Here is a 20,589-nt window from a genome sequence, read left to right as displayed (position 1 = left end):
TTCAATGGGTTCTATCACCCTAGGCAAGGGCCTTCACGAAATCCAGCACTTCGTCGATGTGTCCAGGCACTTTGACTCCACGCCATTCTTTCACCAATTTGCCGGACTCGTCAATGACAAAAGTGGAGCGTTCGACGCCGCGCACTTTCTTGCCATACATGTTTTTCATCTTCATGACATCGAACATGACGCAGACCGTTTCATCCGGATCGGAAATCAGTTCGAACGGCAGGCCGAGCTTGGCCTTGAAGCCGTCATGCGAACGGATGCTGTCGCGACTGACGCCGATGATTTCCGCATTGGCGGCGCGAAACTGTTCATGCAGGTCGCGAAACTGCATGCCTTCCGTCGTGCAGCCTGGCGTGTTGTCCTTCGGATAGAAATAGAGGACGATCTTTTTGCCTTTGTAATCAGACAGTTGAAAATCGCGGCCGCCTGTCATCGGTGCGGAGAATTCGGGCACCATCATGTTGAGGGCCGAAGGGCGTTCCGCCGGGGCACTTTGTTGATCCATGTGTTCGCTTTCTTTCGTGAAGGATGATCGATCGCCAATGGACATGAGGGCAACTTTCCATTCTTCAAGTTATTTCACCGGAAATTGATGAAGTATCCATCAACGATCGTTTCCATGGCAGTAGGCATGTCAGTTCGACATCAGCGAAATGGACCGAATACGCCGTCATTGGTTCGGCGTGGTGTACGGCCTGAAGTTCAGTTTTCGAAAATCAGCGCCAGCGCAACCTTGCGGCCTTCGCCCATCAGGATGTTGTAGGTGCGGCAGGCAGCTTGGTTGTCCATGCATTCGACGCCGATGCGGCGCGACGTCAGCGGCGTGGTCAGGCGCGGGTGGGCAAAACGCTGCTGCGTGCCGGTGCCGAGAATGACAACGTCGGGCGAGGCTGCGCTGATCTGCTCGAAATGCTCGATCTGCAATGCTTCGAATGACGAGACGGGCCACGCGGTCGGCGGCGTTTCCGGCATCACCGTCAGGCTGTAGCTGAAGCGGTTCATGTTGATTTCGACGCCGTCCTCGTCGTATGCGGTCACGGTCTGGTATTGCTGGGTAGGCGTGTTGTGGAGCTTCATGACAATGGCCGGAATCCGGCAGGGAAAGTCGGTGGTCGTCTATTGTAACGGTTCATGTGCCGTCGCACGGTGCCGGCAAGAACTTGCAGGAACGACCATAACGGCTGCGAACCGGCGGTGATCCGGCGACTATGAGGCGATATCGGCGGGTATCGATTGATAAAATCGCTTCCTTTCGGCAAAATGGCTCTCTTTCGCGGCGCAACATCCGTCAGCCATCCGATGGCTGCATGCGATCTTTCCCGCCGCACGTCCTTCCCATCGGAGCGCCCGCCGCTTCCGCAGAAAACCACAAGGAATATTCGCTGTGCGACCGATTCAAAAATCGAAAAAACTGGCTGACGTCTGCTATGACATTCGCGGCCCCGTGCTGGAAAAGGCACGGCAGATGGAGGAAGACGGTCACAAGATCATCAAGCTGAATATCGGCAATCTGGCAACCTTCGGTTTCGATGCGCCCGACGAGATCGTGCAGGACATGATCCGCAATATGTCCAATGCGTCCGGTTATACGGATTCGAAAGGCCTGTTCGCGCCACGCAAGGCGATCATGCATTATTCGCAGGAAAAGAAGATCGAGGGTGTGACCATCGATGACATCTACCTGGGCAATGGCGCATCCGAACTGATCGTCATGAGCATGAACGCATTGCTCAACAGCTACGACGAAGTGCTGGTGCCGTCGCCCGACTATCCGCTGTGGACCGCGGCCGTCAGCCTCTCGGGCGGTACGCCCGTGCATTACGTCTGCGACGAGCAGGCCGGCTGGCTGCCGGATATCGACGACATCAAGCGCAAGATCAACGCGAACACGAAAGCCATCGTCGTCATCAATCCCAACAATCCGACCGGCGCACTGTATCCGGTCGAACTGCTGGAGCAGATCGTCGAACTCGCGCGCCAGCACCAGCTGATCGTGTTCGCCGACGAAATCTACGACAAGGTGCTGTACGACGGCGAAAAGCACGTGTCGATCGCCTCGCTGGCGGACGACGTGCTGTTCATCACGTTCAACGGCCTGTCGAAGAACTATCGTTCCTGCGGCTATCGTGCCGGCTGGATGATCGTCTCCGGCGAGAAGCGTCATGCGAAGGATTACATCGAAGGGCTGAACATGCTGGCCTCGATGCGCCTCTGCGCCAACGCGCCGGGGCAGTATGCGATCCAGACCGCCTTGGGTGGCTACCAGAGCATCAACGACCTGGTCGGTCCTGGCGGACGCCTGCTGAAACAGCGCGATCTGGCGCACAAGCTGCTGACCGACATTCCCGGCGTTACCTGCGTCAAGCCGAAATCGGCGCTGTACATGTTCCCGCGGCTCGATCCGGTCATGTACCCGATCGCCGACGACCAGGAATTCGCCTATCAGTTGCTGGCCGAGGAGAGCGTGCTGATCGTGCAGGGCACGGGCTTCAACTGCCCGACCACCGATCATTTCAGGGTAGTATTCCTGCCCAATTCCGACGATCTGGAAGTGGCGATCGGCCGCATTGCGCATTTCCTCGACGGATACCGCAGAAGGGCCGGCTGACAACGGATGCCGCATTGCCGGCATCCGTGCATTCAATATCTCAGTGCTGCTGCCGAAAGCATCCGGCAGCAGCATCAACAGCATCAAAATTACGCAGACATTCAATGAAATCCATCAAAGTAGGCTTGCTAGGAATCGGCACCGTCGGTGCGGGCACATTCAACGTCCTGAAACGTAATCAGGAAGAGATTGCGCGCCGTGCCGGTCACGGCATCGAGATCGTGATGGTGGCCGATCTGGATGTCGCGCGCGCGAAGGAAGTCACCGGTGGCGCATGCGAGGTCGTCAGCGACGGCAATCTGGTCGTTTCCAATCCCGACATCGATGTCGTCGTCGAACTGATCGGCGGCTACGGCGTGGCGAAGGATCTGGTGTTGAAGGCAATCGCCAACGGCAAGCACATCGTGACGGCCAACAAGGCATTGCTTGCCACGCATGGCGACGAGATTTTCCAGGCTGCGCAGCAAAAAGGTGTGATGGTTGCGTATGAGGCAGCAGTGGCCGGTGGTATTCCGATCATCAAGGCATTGCGCGAAGGATTGACGGCCAACCGCATCGAATGGATCGCCGGCATCATCAACGGTACGACCAACTTCATCCTGTCCGAAATGCGCGACAAGGGTCTCGATTTCGACACGGTGCTGAAGGAAGCGCAACGCCTCGGCTACGCAGAAGCCGACCCGACCTTCGATATTGAAGGCGTCGATGCCGCGCACAAGGCGACGCTGATGTCGTCGATTGCATTCGGCATTCCGGTGCAGTTCGACAAGGCGCACATCGAAGGCATCACGAAACTGGAAGCGGTGGACATCCGCTACGCCGAACAGCTCGGCTACCGCATCAAGCTGCTGGGTATCGCCAAGCGCACGCCGAAAGGCATCGAACTGCGCGTGCATCCGACGCTGATTCCATCCAAGCGCCTGATCGCCAACGTCGAGGGTGCGATGAACGCGGTGCTGGTGCAGGGCGATGCCGTCGGCGCCACGCTGTACTACGGCAAGGGCGCCGGCTCCGAGCCGACCGCGTCGGCCGTGATCGCCGATCTGGTCGACATCGCACGCCTGGCCGATGCCGCGCCGGAGCACCGCGTGCCGTATCTGGCCTTCCAGCCGCAAGCGATCACCGATACGCCGATTCTGCCGATTTCGGAAGTCACGTCCAGCTACTACCTGCGCATGCATGTGGCCGACAAGCTCGGCGTGCTGGCCGATGTGACGAGCATCCTGGCCGAATCGACGATCTCAATCGACGCGATGCTGCAGAAGGAACCTTCGCTGGGCGAGACGCAGACCGACATCATCATCCTGACCCATCAGACGCAGGAAAAGAACGTGGAGGTTGCAATCGGCAAGATCGAGCAATTGCCGACGGTGCTCGGCAAGGTGACCAAGTTGCGGCTGGAGCACCTGAGCTGAAAAGAGAAAGGCGCTGCGGCGCCTTTCTCTTTTGTCCGCGCGACGGCCGCGCCGTTTCACGTTGCCGCAATGGCATGATCCAGTAAGTCCACGACCATTCCCGTACGCGAGCGAACGATGGTCAGCAGGTATAATGTCGGCTTGCTTTCGCTCTCCAACACATCTTCCGACATGCAATACATTTCCACCCGCGGTGAAGCCGCTGCCCAGTCCTTTTCCCAGATCCTGCTTGGCGGCCTCGCGCCTGACGGCGGTCTTTATCTGCCGGCCGATTATCCGCAAGTGACGGGCGCCGAACTGGATGCCTGGCGTACGCTGTCCTACGCGGACCTTGCCTACGAAGTGCTGAAGAAATTCGCGACCGACATTCCGGATGCGGACCTGCACGCGCTGGCGCACAAGACCTACACCGCTGACATCTATCGCAACGCACGCCATGGTGAAGATGCATCGCGCATCACACCGTTGCGACTGGTCGAAGAAACCGGCGGCACGAAGATCATGCTGCAGGCGCTGTCGAATGGCCCGACGCTGGCGTTCAAGGACATGGCGATGCAGTTGCTCGGCAACTTGTTCGAATACGCGCTGGCCAAGCAGCATGCAGAACTGAACATCTTCGGCGCAACGTCGGGCGACACCGGTAGTGCGGCCGAATACGCGATGCGCGGCAAGAAGGGTATTCGTGTCTTCATGCTGTCGCCGCACAAGAAGATGAGTGCGTTCCAGACTGCGCAGATGTTCAGCCTGCAGGACCCGAACATCTTCAACATCGCCGTCGAAGGCGTGTTCGACGATTGCCAGGACATGGTGAAGGCCGTGTCCAACGATCTCGCATTCAAGGAAAAGCAGAAGATCGGTACCGTCAACTCGATCAACTGGGCACGCGTGGTGGCGCAGGTCATCTACTATTTCCGCGGCTATCTGACCGCGACGACCAGCAACGACCAGAAGGTGTCGTTCACCGTACCGTCCGGCAATTTCGGCAACGTCTGCGCGGGCCACATCGCGCGCATGATGGGCCTGCCGATCGACAGACTGGTGGTCGCCACCAACGAAAACGACGTGCTCGACGAATTCTTCCGTACCGGTGTCTACCGTACGCGCAAATCTGCCGAGACTTATCACACCAGCAGCCCGAGCATGGACATCAGCAAGGCGTCCAACTTCGAGCGTTTCATCTACGATCTGCTGGGCCGCGACGGCGAGCGCGTGCGTGCGCTGTTCCGCAAGGTCGAAACGCATGGCGGTTTCGATCTGTCAGGCAAGCCGGGCAGCGATGGCGATGAATTCAAGCGCGTCGCGGAATTCGGTTTCGTTTCGGGCAAGTCCACGCATGACGATCGCATCGCGACGATTCGCGATCTGCAGGAAAAATACGGGCTGATGATCGACACGCACACCGCCGACGGCGTGAAGGTCGCACGCGAAAACCTGGCGCCGGGTACGACGATGATTGTGCTGGAAACGGCGCTGCCGGCGAAATTCAACGAAACCATTCGCGAAGCCCTGGGCCGCGATGCGGAGCGCCCGGCCGGATTCGAAAATATCGAAAGCCTGCCGCAGCGATTCGACGTGATGCCGGCCGACATCGACAAGATGAAGGCCTATATTTCGGCCCGCACCGGATTGTAAGTCGTCTGCATAAAGGCATGGCCGCGGGTGTTGCCGCGGCCGTTGCCGTTGCGGTCATACTGCGGCAGCAGGCGCTTCCGGCTACAATCAGCCCATCAGGACAAGCCAGATTTGACATGAACCAACCCAAGCCGATGCTGAGCGTGGCCGAGGCGCTCGACTTTCTTCTCGCAGGCGCCGTCGCCGTCACGGATACCGAGACGCTGCCGACGCTGGAGGCCAACGGCCGCGTGCTCGCGCTTGCCCAGCAGTCGACACTCGACGTGCCGCCGATGGACAACACGTCGATGGACGGCTACGCCGTGCGTGCCGCCGATTGCGCCAGCGGCAACGCGGTGCTGGAAGTCGCGCAGCGCATTCCTGCCGGCCATGTCGGCCAACCGTTGAAGGCCGGCACGGCAGCACGCATTTTCACCGGCGCGATGGTGCCGGAAGGCGCGGATGCGGTCGTCATGCAGGAGGTCTGCACGGCGCGCAAGGATGGCGAGCGTGACGTTGTCACGATCAACCATGCGCCGGCCTCCGGCGAATGGATACGCCGTGCAGGCGAAGACATCCGCGCCGGCAGCACGATCCTGGAAGCCGGCACGCGGCTGCGCGCACAAGAGCTGGGACTGGCCGCTTCGGTCGGACTGGCGCAGTTGCCGGTTGTGCGCAAGCTGCGCGTGGCCGTGTTCTTCACCGGCGACGAACTGGCGATGCCGGGCGACGAACTGAAGCCGGGCGCGATCTACAACTCGAACAAGTTCACGTTGCGCGGACTGCTGGAGAATCTGCACTGCGACATCACCGATTTCGGCATCGTGCCGGATACGCTGGCGGCGACGCGCGAGACGCTGCGCCGCGCAGCTGAAGAGCACGATCTGATCATCACGTCCGGCGGCGTCTCTGTCGGCGAAGAAGACCACATCAAGCCGGCGCTGGAAGCGGAAGGGCGCGTCAACATGTGGCAGATCGCCGTCAAACCGGGCAAGCCGCTGGCGTTCGGCGAAGTCAATCGTGCTACGCATGCAGGACGTGCATTTTTCCTGGGACTTCCGGGCAATCCGGTATCGAGCTTCGTGACCTTCCTGCTGTTCGTGCGGCCGTTCATCCTGCGTTTGCAGGGCGTGCAGAACGTGGCGCCGAAGGCGGTGACGCTGCGCGCCGACTTTGCGTTGCCGAAGGGCGATCGCCGCAACGAATTCCTGCGTGCGCGCATCAATGCGCAAGGCGGGCTGGATCTGTTTCCGAACCAGAGTTCCGGCGTGCTGACTTCCACCGTCTGGGGCGACGGCCTGATCGACAATCCGCCGAACAATTCGATCGCACCGGGAGACCTGGTGCGCTTCCTGCCATTTGGCGACCTGATGTATTGAGGTAAAAACAATGAATATCGAACTCCGTTTTTTTGCCAGCGTGCGTGAAGCGCTGGGCGTGTCGCAGGAAACCGTGGCACTGCCGGCTGGCGTGGCGACCGTGGGCGATGTGCGCGCCTTCCTGCGCGAGCGCGGCGGCAAGTGGGCTGAAGTGCTGGCCGATGGCAAGTCGCTGCGCATGGCCTATGACCAGCAGATGACCGATGCCGCGACGCCGATCCGCGAAGGCGGTGAAGTGGCTTTCTTCCCGCCGGTCACTGGCGGTTGATTCTTGATGCAGGCAGGCAATATGTCCGTACGTGTTCAGACCGAAGATTTCGACGTCAGCCGGGAAGTGGCTGCGTTGCGCGCGCATGATCCGAAGGTCGGTGCCGTCGTCACTTTCATCGGTACCGTGCGTGATTTGAACGATGGCTCCAGTGTTGCCGAGATGGAACTTGAGCACTATCCGGGCATGACGGAAAAGGCGCTGCAGACCATTGTCGAGCAGGCGAAGTCACGCTGGAACATCGCCGATGCGCTGGTGATCCATCGTGTCGGCCCGTTGCTGCCGCGCGACCAGATCGTGCTGGTTGCCGTCACATCCGCTCATCGCGGCGAAGCCTTCGATGCCTGCGAATTCATCATCGACTATCTGAAGACCGAAGCACCGTTCTGGAAAAAGGAACAGACGCCGCAAGGCGCGCGCTGGGTCGATGCACGCGTGACTGACGACGAGGCGCTGGAGAAATGGCGCACATCGGATAACAAGGCCGGTAGCGAAGGAAACGCCGGATGATGTCGTGGGCGGCAGTCGGCATCGGTGCCGCGTTCGGCGCATGGCTGCGTTGGGGGCTGACGCTGTGGCTTAATACGCTGCATTCCAAGGTCTTTTTCGGCACGCTGATCGCCAATCTGGCGGGCGGCTATCTGATCGGCCTGGCCGTCGGCTTCTTCGCCGCGCATCCGGGGCTGTCGGCCGAGTGGCGGCTGTTTGCCGTGACCGGCTTCCTTGGCGGCCTGACGACCTTCTCCACCTTTTCCGCCGAATCCTTCCTGTTGCTGCAACGTGGCGACTATCTATGGGCGATGGCGCACGCCGCGCTGCATCTGTTTGGTTCCGTGCTCTTCTGCATGGCCGGTTTCGCTTCCTACCGGGCCTTTTCCGTCTAAACTGTATCCGGCCGCCAAATGCCAGGGACGTCGGCGGTATCGACGGGGTACCCATGCTTGAAAAGAGGTTTCCCCGGCCCAATCTTTCGTTGCATCGGAAAATCTTCTTACGGGAGAGTATGCAATGCGTCTCGACAAACTCACGACCAAATTGCAGGAAGCGCTGGCAGATGCCCAGAGCCAGGCGGTCGGCAATGACAACCAATACATCGAACCTGTCCATGTGCTCAGCGCGCTGCTGAGCCAGGACGATAGCAGCACGCGCTCGCTGCTGCAGCGTGCCGGCGCCAACATCGGTGGCATGGTGACGGCGTTGAAGAGCGCGCTGGAGCGTTTGCCCAAGGTATCGGGCACCGGCGGCGCCGTACAGATCGGCCGCGATCTGGCATCACTGCTGAATCTGGCCGACAAGGAATCGCAGCAGCACGGCGACCAGTTCATCGCCACCGAAATGGTGTTGCTGGCGCTGACCGAAGACAAATCGGAAGCAGGCCGCATCGCGCGCGAGAACGGCCTGACGCGTAAGGCGCTGGAAGCCGCAATCAAGGCCGTACGCGGCAACAGCAAGGTCGATTCCGCCGAGGGCGAGGGCCAGCGCGAGGCGTTGAAGAAATTCACGCTCGACCTGACCGAACGCGCTCGTCTCGGCAAGCTCGATCCGGTGATCGGCCGCGACGACGAGATTCGTCGTGCGATCCAGGTGCTGCAGCGCCGCTCGAAAAACAATCCGGTGCTGATCGGCGAGCCCGGCGTCGGCAAGACGGCCATCGTCGAAGGGCTGGCGCAGCGCATCGTTAACGGCGAAGTGCCGGAAAGCCTGAAGAACAAGCGCGTGCTGTCGCTGGACATGGCTTCGCTGCTGGCCGGTGCCAAGTATCGCGGCGAATTCGAGGAACGCCTGAAGGCGGTGTTGACCGAACTGTCCGAAGACGAAGGGCAGTCGATCGTGTTCATCGACGAGATGCATACGCTGGTCGGCGCCGGCAAGGCCGAAGGCGCAATGGATGCCGGCAATATGCTCAAGCCCGCGCTGGCACGCGGCGAACTGCATTGCGTCGGCGCGACCACGCTGGACGAATACCGCAAGTACATCGAGAAGGATGCCGCGCTGGAGCGCCGTTTCCAGAAAATTCTCGTCGACGAACCGAGCGTGGAGGCGACGATCGCGATCCTGCGCGGCTTGCAGGAGAAATACGAAGTGCATCACGGGGTCGAGATCACCGATCCGGCCATCGTCGCCGCGGCAGAGCTGTCGCATCGCTATATCACCGATCGATTCCTGCCGGACAAGGCGATCGACCTGATCGACGAGGCTGCGTCCAAGATCAAGATCGAGATCGATTCCAAGCCGGAAGTGATGGATCGCCTGGATCGCCGCCTGATTCAGTTGAAGATCGAACGCGAAGCAGTGAAGAAGGAAACCGACGAAGCGTCGCAGAAGCGTCTGCAACTGATCGAGGAAGAAATCGAGCGCCTCGGCCGCGAGTATGCGGATCTGGAAGAAATCTGGAAGGCGGAAAAATCCGCCGCGCAGGGCAGCCAGCACATCAAGGAAGAGATCGAGAAAGTGCGCCTGCAGATGGAAGAAGCCACGCGCAAGAGCGACTGGCAGCGCGTGTCAGAACTGCAGTACAAGACGCTGCCGGACCTGGAAGCGAAGCTGAAGAATGCGGTATCCAGCGAAAACACGTCGGAGAAGCGGCAACTGGTGCGCACGCAGGTCGGCGCGGAGGAAATTGCCGAGGTCGTCTCGCGCGCAACCGGCATTCCGGTCTCGCGCATGATGCAAGGCGAGCGCGACAAGCTGCTGCGGATGGAAGAGGAATTGCACAAGCGCGTGGTCGGCCAGCACGAGGCGATCGTCGCGGTATCGGATGCGATCCGCCGTTCGCGTGCAGGCTTGAGCGATCCGAACCGGCCGTACGGTTCCTTCATGTTCCTGGGGCCTACGGGTGTTGGCAAGACCGAGCTGTGCAAGGCGCTGGCATCCTTCCTGTTCGATACCGAGGAATCGTTGATCCGTATCGACATGAGCGAGTTCATGGAAAAGCATTCGGTCGCGCGACTGATCGGTGCGCCGCCGGGTTACGTTGGCTATGAAGAGGGCGGCTATCTGACCGAGGCCGTGCGCCGCAAGCCGTACAGCGTGATCCTGCTGGACGAAATCGAGAAGGCGCATCCGGACGTGTTCAACGTGCTGCTGCAGGTGCTGGACGACGGCCGCATGACCGACGGCCAGGGCCGCACCGTGGACTTCAAGAACACGGTGATCGTGATGACGTCCAACCTGGGTTCGCACAAGATCCAGTCGATGGAAGGCAGCGATCCGTCGCTGATCAAGATGGCGGTGATGGCCGAGGTGCAAGGGCACTTCCGTCCAGAATTCATCAACCGTATCGACGAGATCGTCGTGTTCCACGCACTGGATGAGAAAAACATCGGTTCGATCGCGAAGATCCAGCTGCATGTTATCGAACAGCGTCTTGCGCGCATGGACATGAAACTGGATGTCAGCGAGGCTGCGCTGCAGAAAGTGGCCGAAGCCGGTTTCGATCCGGTATACGGCGCGCGGCCGTTGAAGCGTGCGATCCAGCAGCAGATCGAGAATCCGCTGTCGAAGGCTATTCTCGAAGGGCAGTTCGGTCCGAAGGATGTCATCGAGGTCAGCGTGGAAAACGGCGAACTGGCGTTTGTGAAAGCGTCGTAATGTTGGAGTTGGAAATGAAAGACGGCCTTGAGGCCGTCTTTTTTTTGGAGGGGATTGAAATCAATCTTCTATTGCTTTGAACTTTTGATCAAAACAACTTGCGAACGTTAATTCGATTTAGCATTTGTGGCAATCTTCGGCGTTTCCGTTGAGGAATAGGTCTTTAATTCTAGGTTTTTTATGTTATCCAATTTTGTCAGTAAAACTGAATTGCTTTTAGGTAGGAAAAAGAATATTTGTTCGCCTGCTTGCCCTATATATCTCGGCTGTTCTAAAGGAGCATTGTCGACCTTTTGTCCTGTTCCCTCTATCGAACTAACTGTATAAATAAATTTGCTACCAGTATGTATCGATAAAGCTTTTAAATGGCCGTGTCCATATGAGAACGGCGGGAGTATAGCTAGCAAAAATATAACCGTTGATCTGGCTCCGTCAGACAAGATGATGTCTTCCAAAAAGCCAATTTTTTTTAAGCTAAGTGAAACTGGAATAGCTATTAACATCGGTACTAACCACCATTTTTCGTCAGGACCAAACATAAATAGTAGAACGGTAGCTATTGTGTATCCCGCAACAAAAATAAAAACAAAGCGATTTAAGAATTTCCCTAAAACAGTGTCTTTGCCTCCGCCGGGGGGAAGGGCGTTATGTGGAAAAATTATTTCTCCTAAAACAGCACCTATTACGACAAAAATAAATGTTGAGGCAATTGGATACGCTGCGCTTTTGGCAATGTCGGATATGTCCGAATATTCAAAAATATTAATATCGAATACAGACCAATATCCCCAAAGATAAAGAATTGAGGTGATTAAAAAATAAGCAGAAGCCCAATAAATAGAAAACGTTTTTCTATTTATTGATACGGGTGTTGAATCAATAGTCATATCTGACAATTTAGTTGATGTTAAGTAAGTTGGTGAACATCATAACAACTCCACACTATTCAAATTCAGATAACAACTCTCCCGCGTCGTCGTCACAAAATCCGCCAGATAAGGCTTCTGCGACACTTCCGGCAAACAAGCCGTGTACAAATGCCCCGTCAAACCATCCGGCGTAATTTGCTTCGCCAACACATAATTCCGATTCAAATAATTCTGTGCAGCCCACACCGGTAGCGTCGCGATGCCGCGTTTGCTGGCGACTAGTTGCAGCATCGCGACGGTCAGTTCCGTGGTGCGGCGTGCGACTTCGACACCGGCTGGTTTGAGCACCTGACGTACGACGTCCAGCATGTCGTCCGGCACCGGATAGGTGATCAGCGTGTCGCCGTCAAAATCCCTGGCAGTCAGATATTCCTTTTTCGCCAACGGATGGTCGTGCGCCAGCAGCGCGACGATCTCGAAGCGGAACAGCGGGTGGTAATCGACAGTTTCGTCGGGATCGATGTCGGACACGATGGCGACATCGGCACGGTGTTCGTACAACAGGCCGACCGGATCGGCCTGGAAACCGGAGACAATGTCCAGCTCGACCTCCGGCCAGCGGCCGCGGAATACGTCCATCGCCGGCATCAGCCAGTCGAAGCAGGTATGGCACTCGACGGCGATGCGCAACTGGCCGGCCGTACCCTGCGCCAGCCGCGCGAGGTCGCGTTCGCTCTCCGCCACTTGCGGCAGTACCGCATCGGCCAGCTTCAGCAGTCGTTCGCCGGCGGGCGTGAAGCGCACCGGCACCGACTTGCGTTCGAACAGCTGCGTGCCGTGATGATCCTCCAGTTGCTTGATCTGGTGCGACAGCGCGGACTGCGTGACGTTGAGCAGCGTTGCCGCGCGCAGCAGGTTGCCGGCTTCGCGTAGCGCGACCAGCGTTTTCAGGTGCCGTAATTCCAGGATGGATTGCATTATGAATTAAATTCAAGATAAATCTGAATATTTATCGTTTGAATCATATTCCTGTAACGGGCACCATGGCAAGCCTTGAAATCGATCTGGAGTTTTCGGCATGGCAAAGGCACATATCCTGGGTTTTCCGCGCATCGGCGCACAGCGCGAACTGAAGTTCGCCGTGGAATCGTTCTGGCGCGGCGAGATCGACGAAGCCGCATTGCACCAGACCGGCAAGACGTTGCGCGCGCGGCATTGGGCGCTGCAGGCGCAAGCCGGGCTGGATGTCGTGTCCGTCGGCGATTTCGCCTGGTACGACCAGGTGCTGAATACGCTGGCGCTGCTGGGTGCGGTGCCGACGCGTTTCGGCTTCGATCCGAAGAAGCTGGCGCTGGCCGATTACTTCACGCTGGCGCGCGGCAATCCCGATCACTTCGCGATGGAGATGACGAAGTGGTTCGATACCAATTACCACTATCTGGTGCCGGAATGGACGGCGGATGTCAGTTTCGACGGCGGCATCGATTGGCTGTTCGAGGAAAATACCGAGGCCGTTGCACTCGGCCATCAGACCAAGGTGACGCTGGTCGGTCCGTTGACGCTGCTCTACCTGGGCAAGATCAAGTCTGGTTTTGCGGACAAGCTGGAACTGCTGCCGCGCGCGATCGCCGGCTATGAAAATCTGCTGGCGCGTTTGAAGCAGGCCGGCGTCCAATGGGTGCAGATCGATGAACCCATCCTCGCGCTCGAACTGGATGTCGCGTGGGTCGATGCGTTTGCGCCGGCTTATGCGCAACTGTCGCGTAATGCGCCGTCGCTACTGCTGACGACTTATTTCGACCACGTGCGCCGTCACGCGGATCTGTTGCGTGCGCTGCCGGTGGCCGGCGTGCATCTGGATCTGGTGCGCGGCGCGGGACAACTGGACGAATTCATCGACAACTGGCCTGCCGATCGCGTGCTGTCTGCCGGTGTCGTCGATGGTCGCAACATCTGGCGTGCCGATCTGGAAAGCGCGTTGGCGACGCTGCAGCCCTTGCAGCAGAAACTGGGCGACCGGTTGTGGATCGGTTCCAGCTGCTCGCTGTTGCATGTGCCGGTCGATCTGGCGCATGAGAACAAGCTCGATGCCGAACTGAAAAACTGGCTGGCGTTCGCTGCACAAAAGGTGGAGGAAGTCGCTGTGCTGACGCGGGCGCTGAACGGTCGGCGCGATGCCGTCGCTGCGCAGTTCTCCGCTTCCGCGCAGACCGTGGCATCGCGCAAGGTGTCGCCGCGCATCCACAATCCGCTGGTGCAAAAACGTTTGCAGGAAATCGCCGCCGTACCGGCACAGCGTGCAACACCGTTCGCTGAGCGCATCGTCAGGCAGCAGGCACGTTTTCAGCTGCCGGCCTTTCCGACGACTAATATCGGCTCCTTCCCACAAACTATGGATATCCGACAGGCGCGTGCGCAATACAAGCGCGGCGAGATCGGCCATCTGGAATACCTGAATCGCATGCGTGACGAAATCCGCCATGTCGTGCAGCAGCAGGAAGAGATCGGCCTCGACGTGCTGGTGCACGGTGAAGCGGAGCGCAACGACATGGTGGAATATTTCGGCGAACAGTTGTGGGGTTATGCCTTCACGGCCAACGGCTGGGTGCAGAGCTATGGCTCGCGCTGCGTGAAGCCACCGGTCATCTACGGTGATGTCTATCGTCCTGAAGCGATGACGGTCGGCTGGAGCGAATTCGCGCAAAGTCTGACCGCCAAGCCAATGAAGGGCATGCTGACCGGCCCGGTGACGATGCTGCAATGGTCGTTCGTGCGCGACGATCAGCCGCGCGAGACGACGGCGTTGCAGATCGCACTGGCGCTGCGCGACGAAGTGACGGATCTGGAAAAGGCCGGCATCGGCATGATCCAGATCGACGAGCCGGCTTTCCGCGAAGGCCTGCCGCTGAAAGCCGCAGACTGGCCGCATTATCTGGATTGGGCCGTGCGTGCGTTCCGCATCACCGCTTCCGGCGTGCGCGACGATACGCAGATCCATACGCACATGTGCTATTCGGAATTCAACGACATCCTGCCGTGGATCGCAGCGATGGATGCGGATGTGATTACGATCGAGACGTCGCGCTCGGACATGGAGTTGCTGGATGGTTTCGGCGAGTTCGATTATCCGAACGACATCGGGCCCGGCGTCTACGACATCCATTCGCCGCGCGTGCCCAAGGTCGAGGAGATGCAGCGCCTGTTGCGCAAGGCGCGCAGCGTGATTCCGGATGCGCGCCTGTGGGTCAACCCGGATTGCGGGCTGAAGACGCGCGGCTGGCCGGAAACAATCACCGCATTGCAGAACATGGTGCAGGCTGCACGCACCTTGCGTGAGGAGATCGCGGCGACGCAATAAGTCGGATAGTGCGGCTCTGGAAAGCGGAAATCGGTTGCGCGGTTTCCGCTTTTTTCCTTTTGTGTGCGGTGGAGTTGTTAGAATGATGCATTGCCGATGCGGCAGCATTTTTCCGCGTCTTTCTTCCTCCTCCTACACGATTCTTCCTATGTTGAGTTATCGCCATGCCTTTCATGCAGGCAACCACGCCGACGTACTCAAGCATGCCGTCCTGATCCAGTTGCTGAAGTACCTGAATCAGAAGGAAACGCCCTACATGGTGATCGACACGCATGCAGGTGCCGGCGTTTATGCCCTCGACGGCGATTACGCAAGCAAGAATGCGGAATTCGAGACTGGCATCGACAAGCTGTGGGAGCGCAAGGATCTGCCGCCGTCGCTGGCCGATTATGTACAGCTCGTCAAATCGTTGAATCCGAGCGGCAAGATGCGCTATTACCCCGGCTCGCCGTATTGTGCGGATACTTTGCTGCGCGAGCAGGACAGGTTGCGCCTGTTCGAGCTACATCCATCCGACAGCAAGATCCTGGCTGACAATTTCCGCAAGCTGGAAGCGCATGCCGCCGAGCAGGGAAAACGGCCGGCAGCGCGCGGCAAGCGCGTGATGATCGCGCGGGATAATGGATTTGCCGCATTGAAGGGATTGCTGCCGCCGCCATCGCGCCGCGGTCTGGTGCTGATCGATCCGCCTTATGAAGACAAGACGGATTACCGCAGTGTGGCGGATGCCGTGGCCGACGGCCTCAAGCGGTTTGCCACGGGCGTCTATGCAGTCTGGTATCCGGTGCTGAATCGTATGGAAATGCGGCAGATGCCGGAACGCCTGAAGAAACTGCCGTCCAACGGCTGGCTGAACGTCACGTTGTCGATCTCGTCGCCGTCACCCGATGGTTTCGGCCTGCGCAGCAGCGGCATGTTCATTCACAATCCGCCGTGGACGCTGGAGCCGATGCTGCGTGAACTGATGCCTTACCTCGTCTCTGTATTGGGGCAGGACGCCGGCGCCGGCTTTACGCTGGAAAGCGGACAGGGGGCGCCGGTATCGCGCCGCGTTACCAACGATGCATGATTAAAACGCATGACTTAAAGGCATGATTAAGGTGTGCCGCCGTCGCACATCTTAAAACTTGCCTTTTGGAAATGGCGGCGGAATAATGGAGCGGCATGTCTCGATGTGCGGATCGTTCCTCCATCGAAGAAATGCGGAGACAGAAAAAAGAAGAAACAGGAACGTGAACTGGTCGATCGCACGTTCCGCTGGAATGAGACAACCATCTGATGATCACCACCGGAATCGATCGGCATTGCGCTGACAATCTCCCACGTGCGAAGGAATTCTTCCTCGCACGTCAGCCCATATTGAATAACAAGGAAAATCTGGTGGCCTACGAGCTGCTGTTCCGCCATGCGATGGCGGGGCCGGCAAACGTGGTCGACGATCTTTCCGCTACGGCCTCCGTCATCGCTCATGCATCCGAACTGGGCATCGTCAACGTGATCGGCGGAGCACTGGGATTCTTCAACGTCGATGCGGCCGTGCTGATGTGCGATTTCGTGAATTTTCTGCCGAGCGACAAGGTCGTGCTGGAAATACTCGAGACCGTGGAGATCACTCCCGAACTTGTCGCGCGCGTGTCGGAACTGGCGGCGCAGGGATATACCTTTGCGCTGGACGACGTGACCTGCTGCAGCGACGCCCTGCAGCAGCTGGTGCCGCTGGTGAAGATCATCAAGATCGACATCACCGACATGGACGAGCAGAAGCTGACGGAACTCGCAGTGCATTTCAAGCGTGCCGGCAAATTGCTACTGGCAGAGAAGGTCGAAACCATCGAGCAGTTCCGCATCTGCATGGACCTCGGCTTCCATTATTTCCAGGGATATTACTTTGCGCGTCCGGTCATCCTGTCCGGCAAAAAGCTGGCGCCGTCGCAAATCATCATCATGGAACTGATGGCGCTGATCGTCGCCGATGCCGAGAATGCGGAAATCGAATCGGGCATTAAGAAGGATGCATCGCTGGTGCTGACGCTGCTGCGTCTGGCGAACTCGCCGGGTGCCGGCATGCTGCAGCGTATCGATTCCTTGAATCAGGCGCTGGCGGTGCTGGGCCGACGCCAGCTGCAGCGCTGGCTTCAGATCATGCTGTATGCCGACAGCGAGCGCGGTCATCTCACGTCGCCATTGCTGCAGCTGGCTTCCACGCGCGGAAAGCTGCTGGAGCTGATCACCGAGAAACTGCATCCGGGCGAACGAACGATGGCCGACATCGCGTTCACGGTCGGCATCATGTCGTTGATGGATACGCTGTTCGGTCAGTCGATGAAGGAAATTCTCGAACAGGTTTCGGTCGTCGACGAAGTCGGCGATGCCTTGCTCTACCGCAAGGGTTTCTATGGCGACTTGCTCAAGCTCGCGGAATACATCGAGCGCATCGAGCAGACCGGCGCACTGCTGATCCCGACGTTGCGCAAGCTCGGTCTGTCGATCGAGGATCTGTACGCATTGCAGCTGAATGCCTTCGAATGGAGCAATCACCTTTCGGCCGCCTAGTTCAATGTCCGCAGTGGTGTCGCCACGCGTAAAATGGCGGGCATGAATCAACAGGTAAAAAACGATCAGGACGACGACGAGGATTTCGGTGCGCCGCCGATTCCTGCCGGCTCGAAAAACTACATGACGCCGCAGGGCCACCAGCGGATGAAGAACGAGCTGCTGCATCTGATCGATGTCGAGCGTCCCGAGGTCGTGCAAACCGTTTCTTGGGCAGCCTCCAACGGCGATCGTTCCGAAAACGGCGATTACATCTACGGCAAGCGCCGGCTGCGCCAGATCGACAGCCGCATCCGCTTTCTCACCAGGCGGCTGGACATGGCCGAAGTCGTCGATCCTTCTGCGCATCACGGCAGCGACCAGATTTTCTTTGGTGCGACGGTGCGCTATGAAACGCAGTCCGGCGAGGAATTCACGGTGACGATTACCGGCATCGATGAAATCGATCCGCTGAACGGCAAGATCAGCTGGATTTCGCCGGTTGCCCGTGCATTGACGAAAGCGCGCGAGGGCGATGCGGTGATGTTGAAGACGCCTGGAGGATTGGAGGAACTGGTGGTGCTGGAAGTGCGTTATCCGGCACCGGCGGCATGAAGAAGAATCGGAAAATCTTGGTTTTCTGAAGAAGCAGAATCAGTCGCGGATCAGTTGCTCTTCTCGCGCAACAGACGGGTGACGCCGGAAATGCGCCGCAAGTTGCGCATCAGACGCGCCAGATGGACACGATCCTGGACTTGTACGGTGAAGTGCAGGCGTGTCATCGAATGGTCCTTGTCGTCGTCCATGCCGACCTGGACGATATTCGCATCCGTTTCACCGATCTCGGCGGCCACGCGCGCCAGGATGCCTTTTTCGTTGTGTGCAACCAGCGTGATCTTGCAGTCGAAGCGGCGATCGATGTCCGAACCCCACGTCACCTCGATCCAGCGATCCGGCTCCTTCGAGCGCTGCCTTCTGGCGACGTCGCAATCCATCGTGTGAATGACCAGCCCTTGATCGCGTTTCATCTGGCCGACGATGCCGTCACCCGGGATCGGCATGCAACAGGTCGCCAGTTGCACGGAAACGCCTTCGCTGCCGTAGATGATGACCGGGTCGATCTTCTTCGGCACGACTTCGCCGCTGGCATCGATGGTTGGTGGCGTGACAGAAGCGTCGATTTCCGACAGGCTCAGGATGTGACGAGCGACCAGCGCCGCCATGCGCTTGCCGACGCCGATGTCGGCATACAGATCGTCCATCGACTTGGCGCTCGATTCGTTGAGCAGACGTTCGACGAGCTGATCGGGCAGGGCAGGGTTTAGATCGAGTGCCTGCAATGCCTGCGACAGCAGCCGGCGACCGAGCTCGATTGATTCGGACAGATTGATTGTGCGCAGATGATGGCGGATCGCCGAGCGTGCCTTGCCGGTGCGTACGAAGCTGAGCCAATTCGGATTCGGCCGCGAGGTCGGCGCGGTGATGATCTCGACGATGTCGCCGTTGCGCAACTCGGTGCGCAGCGGCACCTGTTCCATGTTGATCTTGACGGCGATCGTCTGGTCGCCGATGTCGGTGTGGATGGTGTAGGCGAAATCGAGCGCGGTGGCGCCGCGCGGCAGCGCGATGATCTTCGACTTCGGCGTGAACACGTAGACCGAGTCGGGGAACAGGTCGACTTTCACGTGCTCCAGGAATTCGGCCGAATCGCCGGTCTGCTTCTGGATATCCAGCAAGGACTGCAGCCATGCATGCGTACGCTGCTGCAGGTCGGACAGCGTGTTTTCGTCGTCTTCCTTGTACAGCCAGTGTGCAGCCACGCCCGATTCGGCGACGCGATGCATTTCCTGCGTGCGGATCTGGAACTCGACCGGCGTGCCGTAAGGGCCGATCAGCGTCGTGTGCAGCGACTGATAGCCGTTCAGCTTCGGAATCGCGATGTAATCCTTGAACTTGCCCGGCATCGGCTTGAACAGCGCGTGCAGCGTGCCGAGCGCGACGTAGCAGTTGGCGAAGCTATCGACGACGATGCGGAAGCCGTAGACGTCCAGCACCTGCGAGAACGACAGATGCTTGTTCTGCATCTTGCGGTAGATGCCGTACAGCGTCTTTTCACGGCCGTAGACCTGCACCGGGATGCCTGTTGCCTCCAGCGTGCCGTTGACCGATTCCAGGATCTTGCTGACCACTTCGCGACGGTTGCCACGTGCTGCCTTGACGGCTTTCGCCAGCGTCCGATAGCGCAGCGGATACAGATGCGAGAAGGCCAGGTCCTGCAGTTCGCGGTAGATGTTGTTCAGACCGAGGCGATGCGCGATAGGCACGTAGACTTCCATCGTCTCGCGTGCGATGCGGCGCTTCTTCTCCGGCGACATCGAGCCCAACGTGCGCATGTTGTGCAGACGGTCGGCCAGCTTGACAAGGATGACGCGCACGTCTCGCGCCATCGCCAGCAGCATCTTGCGGAAATTCTCCGCCTGCGCCTCGATCTGGCTCTGGAATTCGATCTTGTCCAGCTTGGACAGGCCGTCGACCAGCGTCGCGACCGGCGCGCCGAAGCGCTCGATCAGTTCGTCCTTCTTGACGTCCTGATCCTCCATCACGTCGTGCAGCAGCGCGGCCATGATGGCCTGCGCGTCCAGTTTCCAGTCGGCGCAGATTTCGGCGACAGCGATCGGATGCGAGATGTACGGTTCGCCGGAAATGCGCATCTGGCCGAGGTGCGCCTCGTCGGAGAAGCGATACGCTTCCTTGACCTTTTTCAGCTCGGTCGGATCGAGGTATTCGGCCAGCTTGTTGGTCAGATGCGTGACCGAGGCGACGCTGGCGGCAGCGGCCGTATGGCCGTTTTGCTGAGAGGGGGGCGAGCGGTCGGAAACCGCTCGGCTGGGAGCGATGGGAAGTGTCGAATCTGCTGGTGTCAGGTTCATGCCGTTACCGGCTGCATCG

17 protein-coding genes are annotated in these 20,589 nt (G+C 58.8%); 12 read left to right on the top strand and 5 right to left on the bottom strand.

What is annotated here, in order from left to right; all coding sequences use genetic code 11:
• Positions 1-19: 19 nt before the first annotated feature.
• Positions 20-514, bottom strand: a complete 495-nt coding sequence (locus ACO1VH_RS02000; RefSeq protein ID WP_486242041.1) for a peroxiredoxin — start codon at positions 512-514, stop codon at positions 20-22.
• Positions 515-711: 197 nt separating this feature from the next.
• Positions 712-1,086 (bottom strand): Mth938-like domain-containing protein, encoded by a 375-nt coding sequence (locus ACO1VH_RS01995; protein WP_486242039.1) that lies wholly within the window; start codon positions 1,084-1,086, stop codon positions 712-714.
• A 307-nt stretch (positions 1,087-1,393) separates the two neighbouring features.
• Between ACO1VH_RS01995 and ACO1VH_RS01990 the strand changes: the two genes are divergently transcribed.
• From ACO1VH_RS01990 to clpB, 8 genes are all read left to right on the top strand, one after another.
• On the top strand, positions 1,394-2,617 hold the full coding sequence (locus tag ACO1VH_RS01990; RefSeq protein WP_486242037.1) for a pyridoxal phosphate-dependent aminotransferase: 1,224 nt from the start codon (positions 1,394-1,396) through the stop codon (positions 2,615-2,617).
• Positions 2,618-2,721: 104 nt separating this feature from the next.
• The gene (locus ACO1VH_RS01985) at positions 2,722-4,032 is read left to right on the top strand and encodes a homoserine dehydrogenase (protein WP_486242035.1); all 1,311 of its coding nucleotides are present in this window, start codon (positions 2,722-2,724) and stop codon (positions 4,030-4,032) included.
• Between the two features lie 171 nt (positions 4,033-4,203).
• On the top strand, positions 4,204-5,664 hold the full coding sequence (gene thrC, locus ACO1VH_RS01980; RefSeq protein ID WP_486242827.1) for a threonine synthase: 1,461 nt from the start codon (positions 4,204-4,206) through the stop codon (positions 5,662-5,664).
• A gap of 116 nt (positions 5,665-5,780) precedes the next feature.
• On the top strand, positions 5,781-7,022 hold the full coding sequence (locus tag ACO1VH_RS01975) for a molybdopterin molybdotransferase MoeA (protein WP_486242033.1): 1,242 nt from the start codon (positions 5,781-5,783) through the stop codon (positions 7,020-7,022).
• Between the two features lie 10 nt (positions 7,023-7,032).
• The gene (gene moaD, locus ACO1VH_RS01970) at positions 7,033-7,290 is read left to right on the top strand and encodes a molybdopterin converting factor subunit 1 (RefSeq protein ID WP_486242031.1); all 258 of its coding nucleotides are present in this window, start codon (positions 7,033-7,035) and stop codon (positions 7,288-7,290) included.
• A gap of 21 nt (positions 7,291-7,311) precedes the next feature.
• Entirely contained in the window at positions 7,312-7,800 is a 489-nt protein-coding gene (gene moaE / locus ACO1VH_RS01965; protein ID WP_486242029.1) for a molybdopterin synthase catalytic subunit MoaE, read from the top strand.
• Positions 7,800-8,174, top strand: coding sequence for a fluoride efflux transporter CrcB (gene crcB / locus ACO1VH_RS01960; protein ID WP_486242825.1), 375 nt, complete (start codon positions 7,800-7,802; stop codon positions 8,172-8,174). The genes moaE and crcB overlap by 1 nt, the downstream gene beginning before the upstream one ends.
• 124 nt (positions 8,175-8,298) lie before the next feature.
• Positions 8,299-10,881: an ATP-dependent chaperone ClpB gene (clpB, locus tag ACO1VH_RS01955; protein ID WP_486242027.1), complete on the top strand. Its 2,583-nt coding sequence runs from the start codon at positions 8,299-8,301 to the stop codon at positions 10,879-10,881.
• A gap of 107 nt (positions 10,882-10,988) precedes the next feature.
• Here the strand turns inward: clpB and ACO1VH_RS01950 are convergent, their stop codons facing one another.
• Complete coding sequence (locus tag ACO1VH_RS01950) at positions 10,989-11,777, bottom strand: hypothetical protein (RefSeq protein ID WP_486242026.1); 789 nt, start codon at positions 11,775-11,777, stop codon at positions 10,989-10,991.
• Positions 11,778-11,807: 30 nt separating this feature from the next.
• Entirely contained in the window at positions 11,808-12,728 is a 921-nt protein-coding gene (locus ACO1VH_RS01945) for a LysR family transcriptional regulator (protein WP_486242024.1), read from the bottom strand.
• A gap of 100 nt (positions 12,729-12,828) precedes the next feature.
• Here ACO1VH_RS01945 and metE point away from each other — a divergent pair, with 100 nt between their 5' ends.
• The 4 genes from metE to greB all read left to right on the top strand — a co-directional run bounded on the left by metE (position 12,829) and on the right by greB (position 18,255).
• Positions 12,829-15,108: a 5-methyltetrahydropteroyltriglutamate--homocysteine S-methyltransferase gene (gene metE, locus ACO1VH_RS01940; RefSeq protein WP_486242022.1), complete on the top strand. Its 2,280-nt coding sequence runs from the start codon at positions 12,829-12,831 to the stop codon at positions 15,106-15,108.
• Between the two features lie 148 nt (positions 15,109-15,256).
• The gene (locus ACO1VH_RS01935; RefSeq protein WP_486242020.1) at positions 15,257-16,177 is read left to right on the top strand and encodes a 23S rRNA (adenine(2030)-N(6))-methyltransferase RlmJ; all 921 of its coding nucleotides are present in this window, start codon (positions 15,257-15,259) and stop codon (positions 16,175-16,177) included.
• A gap of 209 nt (positions 16,178-16,386) precedes the next feature.
• Positions 16,387-17,661, top strand: a complete 1,275-nt coding sequence (locus ACO1VH_RS01930; RefSeq protein ID WP_486242019.1) for an EAL and HDOD domain-containing protein — start codon at positions 16,387-16,389, stop codon at positions 17,659-17,661.
• A gap of 33 nt (positions 17,662-17,694) precedes the next feature.
• Complete coding sequence (greB, locus tag ACO1VH_RS01925) at positions 17,695-18,255, top strand: transcription elongation factor GreB (RefSeq protein WP_486242017.1); 561 nt, start codon at positions 17,695-17,697, stop codon at positions 18,253-18,255.
• A gap of 50 nt (positions 18,256-18,305) precedes the next feature.
• Here greB and ACO1VH_RS01920 read toward each other — a convergent pair whose 3' ends face one another.
• On the bottom strand, positions 18,306-20,570 hold the full coding sequence (locus tag ACO1VH_RS01920; protein WP_486242016.1) for a RelA/SpoT family protein: 2,265 nt from the start codon (positions 20,568-20,570) through the stop codon (positions 18,306-18,308).
• Between the last annotated feature and the right edge of the window lie 19 nt (positions 20,571-20,589).

The organism is Oxalicibacterium sp., assembly GCF_057353965.1.
Note: the sequence above shows the minus strand (reverse complement) of the source record. Positions and strands in the feature narration are given on the sequence as shown.